Genomic DNA, 12,223 nt, shown 5'->3' with positions numbered 1-12,223 from the left:
GCTACCGTGGCCGAGTATTGCTCCGCCGTTCACACTCAAAGAGTTCTGTTTGTTTTCGAAGGTCCCGTGCCTTATTGCCGGAAATCTTCACTTCCCAGAAGTCCTGGCGCGATTTCGGGAGGCGAAAAAGATGGCAATCCTCGTGCCCATGCCAGAAACAGCCATTCACGAATAGCGCTGTATTGTAGCGTGAAAGGACAAGATCTGGTCGACCGGGAAGATCTTTCCGATGAAGCCTGAATCTGTAGCCAGCGCGGTGCAGTAATTGCCTTACCAGGATTTCCGGCTTCGTGTCCTTGCCTTTGATGCCTGACATCATTCGACTACGAGCCTCCGAGGACACGATGTCGACCATCAGGTTTTCCTTGTCCGGATATTGGCCTCTCTAAGCATCTCGCTTGCTATCGCTCGGATCACAGGGACTGCAACAGAATTCCCGAACTGCTTATAAAGTTGAGATCTGCCGACCCGATCGATCACGAATTCTTCGGGAAATCCCTGCAACGCGCGGGCCTCTTCAGGAAGGAGCTTACGCGGATTTCGCCCCAAATCCGACTGATCAATGAGAATTTCGCTACCATCCTTATAGTATCGCGCACTCATCGTGCTGCAATACTCGGACGTCCGATCAAAAAGGCTGTACCCGAACCCCTTGCCATTCGCACGGTTCCGCTCTTTGCGTTCCTTGTGCCCAGTCCAGAGGTTATCCGATATAGTGAAGTCCCTAGTGCGCTCGGGATCATCGACGAGGATATCTTTGAGAGGTACTTTCAACTGATAGTTCTCAATGATCCTGCCGAACATCTCCTTGATCCGCTCGTGATTGGCCGGCGCGCCTTTATCGCGACGGATACCCACGATATAGATACGCTCACGGATCTGGGGCACACCGAAATCCCGCGCACGCAAGACTTCGAAATCGACATCATAGTCAAAATGAGTTCCCAGACTGGCGCGAGCTTCTTCTGACATCATGACATCACTTGGGATTTCCGCAGAGGCTTCGCCCCTTAAAATCGCCATGATGGTCTTCAACGTGTCCCCACCATTGTGACCTTTTAGTTGCTTTACGTTCTCGAGCAAAAAGGCTTTCGGATGATGTGCGGCAAGAATTCTCTGTATTTCGAAGAACATCGTGCCACGTGTATCTAGAAAACCCTGCTTCCTTCCGGCTTGTGAGAAAGCTTGGCAGGGAAAGCCGGCAAGAAGCACATCATGATCAGGAATTTCGGACGCCGTGAACTTTGTAATATCCCCGTTCCTCTGAGGAACCTCCCCGAAATTTGCCGCATATGTGACTTTGCTATGCTTGTCGATTTCCGCTGTGAATACGCACTTCCCGCCAAATTTCTGAAACGGAATGCGGATACCCCCGATGCCAGCAAAAAGATCAATAAACTGAAAGGAGCCTTTTTTGCGGTCGTCCTTGAATGGGATAGTATCAGGCAGGTTCTCGATTGCACGTTGCTTCGTTGGACTTATTCGCCCGCACCCGCGCTCCCATTGCTTCACCATGTCAGCTCCATCCGGCCCTAGGCCGAGGAGCGTCGCCATGACTCGATAGTCAATGCGCAGCCGCTTTCGCGTTGTCGCCAACTTCTCACGGCATTCAAAATCTGAGCTCACAGAACTTCCAGTCTCAACGTTTTTCTTCATCAATATACGACATTTCCTTCAACCTCCAGGGCGCGCTGGTGATAGTTTGATCATTTGACAGTGGGCCAACTTGCCGCCACAACCACCTGCCCAACCTCCAGATCCATCGCATTCAGATCCAGCTCACGGATCACGTACTGGCCGGCACGGCCTGTAATGTGGCGGCGGTAGGTTTTGCCTGTTTGGTCGATGAATAGACAGCGAATGTCGTTGTAATCGCCCCAGACGCCGGCGATGGCCATCAGAGGAATGTCTTCCGGCAATCGGTCGACTCTGTCATAGCCGCGATAGTCGATGCCGTATTCTAGGGCTTGCCTGAAACCGAGGGTGAATTGGGGATGGTCAAATTGCATGAGGTGCCTCTCTGCGGCTTGGGAATTTGTCAAAGCGAATGCCCTGCGCTGCGGTGACTATCCCGCGCGTCTAGCTCTCGTTCAGCCGCTTCTCGGCGTCTTTCGCTAGTTTCCAGCTGGTTTCTAATCCCGCCTGAAGCGTCGCGTAATTCTGCTCCTCGCGCAGCAAGTCGGCCAATGTGGTGACGGACATGAGATGTGATTTCATCAATAGCGCCACGCAATGCGCCAAGCCATTCACCTTGCTTTCGATCCTGCTGGTCGAGCGCTTCTCCAAGGCGTGCAATTCCGTGGCTGAGCTCTCGCAGGCCGTCACCAACCGCTCGACGGATGCGAGCAATTCGCGCTCCAATGCTGTCAGGGGCGTTGTCGGTGGATTGGTCATCTAAGGCTCCTTGATCTCGATGCAGATGATTGGCGTTTGCGCCATCGTGCAGGTCTTCAGTTCGGTCCGGTTCGGGTCCAGCGTCACCCATGTTTGCCCAGCCTGTTCGATCCGTGTCAGGCCAAGCCTCGCCATCTCCGAGCGCGAAATCAAACCCGTCCAAAGCCAACTCGCGATCAGCACCATCGCGATCCAGGCTGAGACCATCCCCACGATCACCCACGGCGAGATCGTCAACCAGCGCCTGATCGTCTCGCTCCGCCTCTCCAACTCGCTCCTGCTGTCGCTCAGAAAGAACCTGATATCGGTCTCGATTGTATGCAGCGCGCTGGTCGCAATGCTGCTGAAATCGCTCCTGAAGCTCTCCAGTTGAGATGCCATCAAGGCGGCGTGGTCGCTGCGTACTGTCTCCAGGTCCGCGTTCAATTTCTCGGCGAGGCGGTTCGGCTTGCCAGTCGTCATGGAAAATCTCTCCTTTCAATCGCCAGCGCTCGCCGGTGTCGGGGTCTTTGGCGGTGATGTAATTCTTGCTGGCACGGGGGATATCAAAGCCTGCATCGGCCAAAGCATCGATCATGCTGGCGCGGTCGGTGATGGTGCCGACGCTGATCTGATCGAGTATCCATTCGTGTAGCGCCTCGCGACCTTGCGCGCGCGTCGGCGCTTCAATCGTCGCTCTCACTTCACGGGCGCGTTCTGGGTCCAAAGGGTCTGCCCAACCGTGGGTCTTGTTCATCAGATCACGCAGGCTGGAAAAGGCGTTCTCATGCCCTGGAGGCGCGATGTTCAGCGCCTTGCCAGAGCTGAGCTCAAGGCGCGGCGTGCAAAAGTGCAGCTCGATGTTGCCCTCATGCGAGTGGCGCACCCAAAGGCAATCGTATTGATCCCTGTCCAGCCCGGCAAAGGCCAGAGCCTCAAATAGCTCAATGGCCTCTTGCTGGGCGTCGGGACTGGGATCATCGCTGTCGGCAAAGCTGATCACGCCTGCGGTGTAGCTCCATTTGTTGGGGCTCGCATCGATCAGGTCACGGGTCTGGTCTGGATTACCGTGCAGTACCTCGGGCAGCGGGTCGCGGATCTTGGTTTGCGGCTGGCCAGTGTCGTCACGGATCAGATTGCGGTTCTCGTCATAGGCCAGAACTGCACGCGCTGTCAGGTAGTCGACGGGGGCCGCACCGCCGCCTGTGCCGGTGGAGAAGAACGAGAGGATCATTCTCCACCGGCAGTGTGTTCAGCCACAATCCGCGCCATCTGCCGTTCGATGATCACCAGCTGAGCAGCGACCTTGAGCGCATCGATCTGGCTCGCGCGGCCGGATTTGACCGCGCCGTTGATCCAGCGGGAGAGCTGATTGAGGTTGCCGCCGACACGGGCAATCGCAAAGGTCAGCTTCGGATCAACGCGAGGGACGGGCTTGCGCCGACGTGCCTCGGTCAGCCCCAAGGCCTCGCGCATCAACGTGGCATTGGGCAGGCCAGCAGCCCGCGCCTTGGCCACAAGCGCAGCCTTTTCCGACGGCGTGCATCGAAAGATCACGGTCTCGGAAAGGCCTTCTTTGACGCCGCTTGCGCGCGTCTGGTTGGGGTTTGAAGGGGAGTCTTGCCGCCCCTCACAAGTCCCGCCGATGTAATCGGTGGGTAACCTTGCTCTCTGCTCTTTGTGGGGATCGATCGCACTCATTCTCTGAGCCCCGCCGCTTCGATTTCAGCAGGGCTGACCAGGTTTGCGGCCAGCAACGCAGTCACTTGGCCCGGCGTGATATGGCGGCACAGTGGGTGTTTGTCTGTGACCCAGTCGGCCAAGCCTTTCAGCAACTCAGCCTCTTTGGCCTTGCCCGCTTCTCGCGCCTCCTCGACGTCGTGAAGGTATTTCAACCAACGGCCAGAGGTGAACCAATTGTCGGAGAAACATACCTTTGATCGGGTGAAGCCTTCGCTCTCGCTCGCGTAAGCCCGCACTGCTTCCTCGAAGCCCTTCGCGTCCACGCCGTCGGCCAGCGCTTGGCGAATTTGTGAGAGGCAAACCGCTTTGCTGCGAATACGATCCTCGGGATAGGCGGACAGAATCTTTTCCGAAATTTCATCCTCCATCTCCGCCTTCGCGTGCGAAGGATCTGGTTTTTGATATGGTTTATATCTGTTCTTATAGGATTTGCCCTCTGGGGCAGATGGCTCGCCCTCAGGGGCAAATGCATCATTTTCCCTTTCGGTCGGATCGATTTGCCCATTTGGGCAAATGGAGTTGCCCAGGGCATACCAACAGGTCCGATCATAGCGATCATCGCTGAAATTGCCCTTGATGATCAGATCTGCGCTGACCAGTTTTTCGAGCGCTGTTCGGATCTGCTTTTCGCTCAGATAGGGGAACAACTCGCCAAAGGCCGAGATCGAATTGTAGGTCCAATACCGCCCGTCTCGAAGGTTACGGCGATTGGCTTGGTTCTTCTCGATCCAGAAGGTGATGTTCTGGAAAATCACCGCCGCGTTCAGGCCAACACGTCCCGCGATTTCGGGATCAAAGCTATGGCGGCTCATGGTTGGCCCCCGAAATACGCACAAACGTGCGAATTTTGTACAGGTTTTGTACGAGAAATCGTCCGTTTCAGCCGATTTCGCCGCGAAGGCCGACGGGCGTTTCTGCACGCATCCGCACAACATCCTGTAAATAAGTCATATTTTTCAGGTGGTTTTGGCGACCCCGGCAGGATTCGAACCTGCAACCTGCCCCTTAGGAGGGGGCTGCTCTATCCAGTTGAGCCACGGGGCCGTCTGCAAGAGGTGTATTAGACTCTGACTGTGGCTTGAACAAGGCCGCAGGATCGCGCTAACAATATGGAAATCCTTTTATTCAGGAACATGCGATTGAGCCAGAACGAGAACCGCCCCCTTACCCTGCGTGATGTGTCTGAGGCCTCGGGTGTGTCGGAAATGACCGTCAGCCGCGTGTTGCGCAATCGCAGTGACGTCAGTGAAGCAACCCGCGAAAAGGTGCTGCAGGCTGCCAAGCAACTGGGATATGTGCCCAACAAAATCGCGGGCGCACTGGCCAGTCAGCGCGTCAATCTGGTGGGCGTGATCATTCCGTCAATGTCCAACATGGTCTTTCCCGAGGTGATGACCGGCATCAGCCGCATCCTGGAGGATACGGATCTGCAGCCGGTTGTCGGCATTACAGACTATCTTCCAGAAAAAGAGGAAAAGGTTCTCTACGAAATGCTGTCTTGGCGTCCCTCTGGGGTGATTATCGCGGGACTGGAACATTCGGATGCCTCTCGTGCGATGCTGCGGGGTGCAGGCATTCCAGTGGTTGAGATCATGGATGTAGACGGCGACCCAATTGATGCAGCCGTTGGCATTTCGCACCGCCGCGCAGGTCAGCAACTGGGCGAGGCCATTCTAGCAGCAGGCTACAAGCGCATCGGTTTCATGGGCACCAAAATGCCGCTGGACCACCGCGCCCGCAAACGGTTCGAGGGCATGACGCAGGCCCTGGCCAAAGGCGGTGTCGAGGTCGCGGATCAGGAATTTTATTCAGGTGGGTCTGCGCTGGCCAAGGGGCGTGAAATGACCGCCGCGATGCTGGAACGCACGCCGGATCTGGATTTCCTTGCCTACTCGAACGACATGATCGGCGCAGGTGGTTTGCTGTACCTGATGGAACAGGGGATTGATGTACCTGGTCAGGTAGGCTTGGCAGGGTTCAACGGTGTTGAGCTGTTGCAAGGTTTGCCCAAACAACTGGCGACAATGGACGCCTGCCGGGCCGAAATTGGCCAGAAAGCGGCAGAGATCATCATTGAGCGCATCGCAAACCCCGATGCCAACGCCGCTAGTCATGTGGAACTCACACCGAAGCTAAGCTTCGGGGATACGCTGCGCCAGCCCTGATATCAGGCAACATCCGAATACACCTAAGGCGCCAACTGGCGCCTTAGTGCGTTTTTAGACCATGCGGATCACGTCTTTATCAACGGCAAGCATGTAGCCTTTGCGCGCGATGTTCTTGACCAACAACTCGCTGACCATCTGATTGCCCAACGTGTCGCGCAGGCGCTTGATACGGGTCGCGCCTGCCGCCTCTTCGCAGTTAGACGCATCTTTACCTGACACCATCGCCTCAATCTCGGCCCCAGACAGCAGGTCTTCATCCATCCGCGCCTCTGCCAGCACGGACAGGGTTTCCATCGCGGCGCCGGTCAGCTTGAACCCCATATTGTTGAGATAAACAGTGTTCTCATCGCGGCTGATCAGCAGAGATGACACCTGAATGCCCGCCTGTTCGATCTGCGCCATGCGGCGGTTCATCATCACCAGCATCACCAGAAACACCAAGGCCGCCACCAACATCGCGGTGGCAAACACCAGCAGCACAAAGATCACCATCCGATAGCTGGTCAACGTGTCGGAAAAGGCGGTGCCCGATTGGGCGAGGATTTCCAGCAGCTTGATTTCCGCCGCATTGGTCAGATCATCATTTTCAACAAAGATCCGTTCCACCCGCATGTTGAACGCATTGGCATCCGGCAGGGTCAGAAACAAAAACAGCGCCGCCAGAACCAGCAGCAACACAATCGCGGCAATTCCAAGGGTGACAATCCGCGTGCCAGAACGGCGCGCATCAGTAGCGGAGGAAGTAGCGTCCTGCACTGTCTTTCCTTTCTTGCAGACCCTCATCACCAAAGACTGACACCACATTCAGCAGCGTCCAGCCATCCCGCGCCAAACGCGGTGCCAGTTCACCCTGTGCCGCACCTTTGGAACAGCCACCGCTTAATTCAGCAACGCCGTAGTGCAACTTCAGTGGATTGTCCTGCTTGGCCTTGTAGTCGGCATAACAGCCAGCCTGAGCTGCCTGTGGCAGCGCCGCCATGAGGCCAAGCGCGAAGGATATGGAAAGGATCTGTTTCATGCCCCCACAATGCGTACCTCACCCGCGTTATTCAATAACCAAAGGGGTCAAAACCCCCTGATATCGGATAACAGGGGGCCGTTATTGCCTGTCTGAGCCCCCCCGACCCAAGTTTGGATCACAGCCCAACACGGCACGTCCCCGCCGCCACCGGGCATCCACACGAAACCGCTCACACAACAGACAGGAAACGCCATGTCCCGCAAGTTTATCGCCACAATACTGGCCGCCTCTATCGCCATCACCTCCTTCGCAGCTGCCCCCGCTCGTGCCGCCAGTGACGAAGATGTTGCCAAATTCCTCTTTGGGATCGCCACGCTGGCCATCATCGGCAAAGCGATCAGCGACAACGATCGTGGTCGTGATCATGATGTCGTGGTCCGCCCGAAACCTAACAATCGCAAGGTGCTGCCGCGCCGCTGCTTGACCCGCGCAGAAACCGCAGTGGGTAATAAGCGGGTCATGCGCGCGAAATGCCTGAACCGCCATTATGCCCGCGCGGACCGCCTGCCGCAGTCCTGCCGCCTGCCGTACTGGACCCACAAGGGCCGCAAACCGGGTTATCTGATGCGCTGCCTGCGGGATCGCGGTTACCGTGTGAACCAGCACTAATCAGGCTTGATCAGCGCCTGAAAACCGGAAACACAGGGGGCATGACACAGCCCAAGCCTACCCCCGATTATAGTTTTGAAACCGACGCGCAGGCAGCTGGCCTCCTGCGCGTCGCTGGTGTGGATGAGGTGGGCCGCGGCCCACTGGCGGGCCCGGTAACCGCCGCTGCGGTGGTACTGGATCCAGCCCACATTCCTGATGGGTTGAACGATTCAAAACTGCTGACACCGAAACGCCGCGTGGCACTTTTGGAACAGCTCTTGGAACATGCCGATGTTTCGGTCGCTCATGCCAGCGTTCAGGAAATAGACCAACACAACATCTTGCGTGCCAGCCACATCGCGATGGTCCGCGCGATACAAGGTCTGCAAACCCCGCCCGATCTGGCATTGATCGACGGAAACATGGTGCCGGATGGTCTGAACATACCCGCAAAAACGCTGGTAAAGGGCGATATGCGCTCTGTTTCTATCGCCGCCGCCTCGATCGCAGCAAAAATCGCACGTGATGAGATCATGCAACAGTTGGCCACCCAATTCCCGGGCTATGGCTGGGAAAACAACGCAGGCTATCCAACCCCCGCGCATAAGGCAGCATTGGTTGAATTGGGGGTCACCCCGCACCATAGACACAGCTTCAAACCGGTGCACAATATCTTGTATCAAGAGTGAAATCTAACGCGCTGATACAAAAAACAAATTGACCCGACCGCCCGAATGACTCATTTTTATCCCCAACCAAGAGCGCAAAAATGCGCCGGGTATTGAGGCAGAAAATGACGAGCAAACAAAAACAGAAGGGCGCGCCTGCGCTCCCTCTAAACGCGATTCTTGAAGGCGACTGCATCGAAATGATGAACAGCCTGCCCGAAGAGTCGGTTGACCTGATCTTTGCGGACCCCCCGTATAACCTGCAGCTGAAGGGTGATTTGCATCGCCCCGACAACTCCAAGGTGGACGCAGTTGATGATCACTGGGACCAGTTTTCATCCTTTGCGGCCTACGACAAATTCACCCGCGAATGGCTGGCCGCTGCACGCCGCATCCTGAAACCGAACGGCGCAATCTGGGTGATTGGCTCCTACCACAACGTTTTCCGCATGGGTGCTGAGTTGCAGAACCAGGGCTTCTGGATCCTGAACGACGTGGTCTGGCGCAAATCCAACCCGATGCCGAACTTCCGCGGCAAGCGCCTGACCAACGCGCATGAAACGCTGATCTGGGCGTCGAAATCGGAAAAAGCCAAATACACCTTCAACTATGAAGCGCTGAAAGCGCTGAACGAAGGCATTCAGATGCGTTCTGACTGGGTGCTGCCGATCTGCAATGGTGGTGAGCGCCTGAAGGATGAGAACGGCGAGAAAGCGCATCCGACGCAAAAACCCGAAAGCCTGCTGCATCGCGTGATCCTTGGCACCACCAACCCCGGTGACGTGATCCTCGACCCGTTCTTTGGCACCGGCACCACTGGCGCTGTGGCCAAGATGATGGGCCGCAACTACATCGGCATCGAACGCGAAGAGGCCTACCGCAAGGTTGCCACCAAACGTCTGGCCGCCGTGCGCCCCTACGACAAAGAAGCACTGCAAGTGTCCACCAGCAAACGCGCCCAACCACGCGTGCCCTTCGGCCAGTTGGTTGAACGCGGCTTCCTGCGTCCGGGGGACGAGCTGCATTCGCTCAACAAACGCCACAAAGCCAAGGTGCGCGCTGACGGCTCCATCGTGGGTGGTGAGGTCAAAGGTTCGATCCATCAGGTTGGCGCTGCGCTGGAAGGCGCACCCAGCTGCAACGGCTGGACCTACTGGTGCGTGAAGCGTGACGGCAAAGAGGTGCCCATCGACGACCTGCGACAGCAGATCCGTTCGGAAATGGGCAACTAAGCCGACCAATACCCAAAATTATAAGTTACCGCCGGTGCCTGTAGCCTGACAGCCGGCACAAACTGCCCCGCCCATCCGGCGGGGCTTTTTTAGTGTATACGACAGCACGCTCAGAGCCGTGGTTTGGGCAAGGTGCCCAGCTTGTAGGGCGTCCAATCCTCGACCTCGGGATAGAACTTCCGCCGCCAGTCACGTACGCGGGGGTTCATCCGACGACGCCAAAGCGGCGGGATCATCGCCAGCACCGTCATGATTGGGTAGCCATAGGGAAACTGCGGCGCTTCTTCGGCATCATAGTTTTGCAACAGCGGGAACCGGCGATCCGGTTTATAGTGGTGATCGCTATGACGCTGCAGATTGATCAGCAGCCAGTTCGTGGCCTTATGCGCCGCGTTCCAGCTGTGGCGGGGTTTGACGTGTTCGTATTTACCGTCACCTAAATGTTTGCGGGTCAAACCGTAGTGTTCGACGTAATTCGTCAGCTCCAATTGCCAGATAGCGCTGAAGGCCTGCACCGCGAACAGCGCCAGCCCCTCGAAACCGCCCAAAGCAATCGCCAGCGACACGGTAACCAATTGCAACACCGCATAGCGCCAGAACGGATTGCGGCGCGACCAGACGGGCCGCTTGCCCCGTGCCAACAGCGCCTTTTCCGCGCGGAACGCCGATATCCAGCATTGCGGCAAGACGCGGAAGAAAAACCGGTGGAACCCCTCATTATACCGCGCGGTCACGGCGTCGGCGGGGGTGCCTACATGGCGGTGATGCACCAGCAGGTGTTCAGAACGGAAATGCGAGTAAAGAACCGTGGACAGCAAGAGATCGCCCAGCCACCGCTCCCACTTGTTCTTCTGGTGCATCAGCTCATGGCTGTAGTTGATCCCAACCGTGCCAGAAATGACGCCGATGCCGAAGAACAGCACCACCTTCTCCACCCCGCCCAGATGGTCCGCACGGGTGGCGTAGTAAATCATCCCGAAAATCACCGCCGCCTGTAGCGGGAACCAGATCCATGTGATCATCCGATACCACAGCAACGCCTCATCCGGCGTGTTGGGATCGGCGTTATCAAGGTTAAGACCCGTCACAAAATCAAGGAAGGTGAACAACCACCACGCCCACAGCGGCAACAACAGCGTATAGAGCCCGCCCTGCGTCGCGGCGATCAACGCAATTGGGATCAATGTCAGCGACAACCAGAAGGGCAAGGCGCCGATCAGGCTTAGTCTTTTCGGGGTTGCGTCGGCTACCGGCGGGATCTCAGGACGGTCGGTCATGACCCATTGTCGAACGCGCCAACCGCAAGGTCAAATGCCTTTCGCATCACGGTGGGCAAATCGGACGGGCGAAAGGACGCAGGCTCGATAAATTGTCCGACCTCTGGGTTTGTGCCCATCGCTACATTCGCCACCCGTACCTCTAGGATCAGGTGGAAATGGGTGAAGGTATGACGCGCCTCTGCTCCCAACCGTTGCCAGTCAGCGGTGAGCGGCGGCGCCTCTGCCGCGCCCTCCTCGGACCAGGCACCACCGGGCCAGCCGAGCATCCCACCCAACAGCCCCTTGTCCGGGCGCCGTTCCAACAGATAGGCGCCATCGCTACGACGTGCGATATAGGCAATGCCCAGACGGGTTGGCTTGGGCTTCTTCGGGGTTTTCTTTGGCAGTTCCGCCGCCGTGCCCTCCACCCGCGCGACACAGGGGTCGCGCCACGGGCAAATGCCACAGGCCGGATTGCGCGGGGTGCAGATGGTGGCCCCCAGATCCATCACCGCCTGCGCATAGTCACCGGGCCGTGCCTGAGGCGTCAGGGCGGTGGCCAGTTCTGTCAGCTGCACCTTGGACCCCGGCAAGGGATCATGCACATCATGCAGCCGCGCCATGACACGTTCGACGTTGCCGTCGACCACCACCTCTGGCAGGTCATAGGCGATCGAGGCAATGGCCGCGCCTGTATAGGGGCCAATCCCCGGCAGTTTCAGCAGACCGGCCAGCGTGGTGGGAAACACCCCACCGTGATCGGACACCACCACACGGGCGCATTTCAGCAGATTGCGCGCGCGGGCGTAATAGCCAAGGCCCGCCCATTCGCCCATCACATCGCCATCCTCCGCCGCGGCCAGATCCTGCACCGTCGGCCAACGGGTGGTGAAACGGTGGAAATAGTCGCGCACAGCCGCCACAGTCGTCTGCTGCAACATCACCTCTGACAGCCAAACCCGATAGGGATCGGGGCGCACGCCAGCCACTTTATCCGCAGGGGGCACCCGCCACGGCATCGCACGGGCATGCACATCATACCACGCCAGCAATTCCCCAGAATTCGCGGGCTTCCGCCTATCGTCACGCAATCTTTATGTCCTGCCCTGTTCTATTCACTGGCATCCGCCTACAGCACACCTAAAATAGAGCCAAGACCGAGGAAAGA

At 57.5% G+C, this 12,223-nt stretch carries 14 protein-coding genes and 1 tRNA gene; 4 read left to right on the top strand and 11 right to left on the bottom strand.

Annotated features, from left to right (window positions below; genetic code table 11):
* Position 1 precedes the first annotated feature (1 nt).
* The 7 genes from TM5383_RS16555 to TM5383_RS07995 form a co-directional block, all read right to left on the bottom strand.
* On the bottom strand, positions 2 to 355 hold the full coding sequence (locus TM5383_RS16555) for a very short patch repair endonuclease (protein WP_076400147.1): 354 nt from the start codon (positions 353 to 355) through the stop codon (positions 2 to 4).
* Positions 355 to 1,656 (bottom strand): DNA (cytosine-5-)-methyltransferase, encoded by a 1,302-nt coding sequence (dcm, locus tag TM5383_RS08025; protein ID WP_082645434.1) that lies wholly within the window; start codon positions 1,654 to 1,656, stop codon positions 355 to 357. The genes TM5383_RS16555 and dcm overlap by 1 nt, the downstream gene beginning before the upstream one ends.
* 50 nt (positions 1,657 to 1,706) lie before the next feature.
* Positions 1,707 to 2,009 carry a hypothetical protein gene (locus tag TM5383_RS08020; protein WP_058318528.1) on the bottom strand — a complete coding sequence of 101 codons (303 nt, stop codon included), beginning with the start codon at positions 2,007 to 2,009 and terminating at the stop codon, positions 1,707 to 1,709.
* 29 nt (positions 2,010 to 2,038) lie between these two features.
* Positions 2,039 to 3,607: a relaxase family protein gene (locus TM5383_RS16550; RefSeq protein WP_076400145.1), complete on the bottom strand. Its 1,569-nt coding sequence runs from the start codon at positions 3,605 to 3,607 to the stop codon at positions 2,039 to 2,041.
* Positions 3,604 to 3,930 carry a plasmid mobilization protein gene (locus TM5383_RS08005; RefSeq protein ID WP_231725079.1) on the bottom strand — a complete coding sequence of 109 codons (327 nt, stop codon included), beginning with the start codon at positions 3,928 to 3,930 and terminating at the stop codon, positions 3,604 to 3,606. Before TM5383_RS08005 ends, TM5383_RS16550 begins: the two co-directional genes overlap by 4 nt.
* 140 nt (positions 3,931 to 4,070) lie before the next feature.
* Positions 4,071 to 4,871, bottom strand: a complete 801-nt coding sequence (locus TM5383_RS08000) for a hypothetical protein (RefSeq protein WP_231725078.1) — start codon at positions 4,869 to 4,871, stop codon at positions 4,071 to 4,073.
* A 212-nt stretch (positions 4,872 to 5,083) separates the two neighbouring features.
* Positions 5,084 to 5,160: transfer RNA gene (locus tag TM5383_RS07995), tRNA-Arg, on the bottom strand.
* 95 nt (positions 5,161 to 5,255) lie between these two features.
* Between TM5383_RS07995 and TM5383_RS07990 the strand changes: the two genes are divergently transcribed.
* The gene (locus TM5383_RS07990; RefSeq protein ID WP_058318847.1) at positions 5,256 to 6,281 is read left to right on the top strand and encodes a LacI family DNA-binding transcriptional regulator; all 1,026 of its coding nucleotides are present in this window, start codon (positions 5,256 to 5,258) and stop codon (positions 6,279 to 6,281) included.
* 54 nt (positions 6,282 to 6,335) lie between these two features.
* Here the strand turns inward: TM5383_RS07990 and TM5383_RS07985 are convergent, their stop codons facing one another.
* The gene (locus TM5383_RS07985; protein WP_370695966.1) at positions 6,336 to 7,067 is read right to left on the bottom strand and encodes a winged helix-turn-helix domain-containing protein; all 732 of its coding nucleotides are present in this window, start codon (positions 7,065 to 7,067) and stop codon (positions 6,336 to 6,338) included.
* On the bottom strand, positions 7,012 to 7,302 hold the full coding sequence (locus TM5383_RS07980; RefSeq protein WP_058318523.1) for a hypothetical protein: 291 nt from the start codon (positions 7,300 to 7,302) through the stop codon (positions 7,012 to 7,014). The genes TM5383_RS07985 and TM5383_RS07980 overlap by 56 nt, the downstream gene beginning before the upstream one ends.
* Positions 7,303 to 7,497: 195 nt before the next feature.
* Here TM5383_RS07980 and TM5383_RS07975 point away from each other — a divergent pair, with 195 nt between their 5' ends.
* The 3 genes from TM5383_RS07975 to TM5383_RS07965 all read left to right on the top strand — a co-directional run bounded on the left by TM5383_RS07975 (position 7,498) and on the right by TM5383_RS07965 (position 9,796).
* Complete coding sequence (locus TM5383_RS07975) at positions 7,498 to 7,914, top strand: hypothetical protein (RefSeq protein ID WP_058318522.1); 417 nt, start codon at positions 7,498 to 7,500, stop codon at positions 7,912 to 7,914.
* A gap of 41 nt (positions 7,915 to 7,955) precedes the next feature.
* Positions 7,956 to 8,585, top strand: coding sequence for a ribonuclease HII (gene rnhB / locus TM5383_RS07970; protein ID WP_058318521.1), 630 nt, complete (start codon positions 7,956 to 7,958; stop codon positions 8,583 to 8,585).
* Positions 8,586 to 8,689: 104 nt separating this feature from the next.
* Entirely contained in the window at positions 8,690 to 9,796 is a 1,107-nt protein-coding gene (locus tag TM5383_RS07965; RefSeq protein ID WP_058318520.1) for a site-specific DNA-methyltransferase, read from the top strand.
* Positions 9,797 to 9,906: 110 nt separating this feature from the next.
* On the opposite strand, the gene TM5383_RS07960 is transcribed toward TM5383_RS07965, so the two are convergent.
* Positions 9,907 to 11,073, bottom strand: a complete 1,167-nt coding sequence (locus TM5383_RS07960; RefSeq protein ID WP_058318519.1) for an alkane 1-monooxygenase — start codon at positions 11,071 to 11,073, stop codon at positions 9,907 to 9,909.
* Complete coding sequence (gene mutY / locus TM5383_RS07955) at positions 11,070 to 12,146, bottom strand: A/G-specific adenine glycosylase (protein ID WP_058318518.1); 1,077 nt, start codon at positions 12,144 to 12,146, stop codon at positions 11,070 to 11,072. Before mutY ends, TM5383_RS07960 begins: the two co-directional genes overlap by 4 nt.
* Between the last annotated feature and the right edge of the window lie 77 nt (positions 12,147 to 12,223).

Origin of the sequence: Thalassovita mediterranea, from assembly GCF_001458435.1 — a bacterium.
In the GTDB taxonomy this organism is placed as follows: Bacteria; Pseudomonadota; Alphaproteobacteria; order Rhodobacterales; family Rhodobacteraceae; genus Thalassobius; species Thalassobius mediterraneus.
Note: the sequence above shows the minus strand (reverse complement) of the source record. Positions and strands in the feature narration are given on the sequence as shown.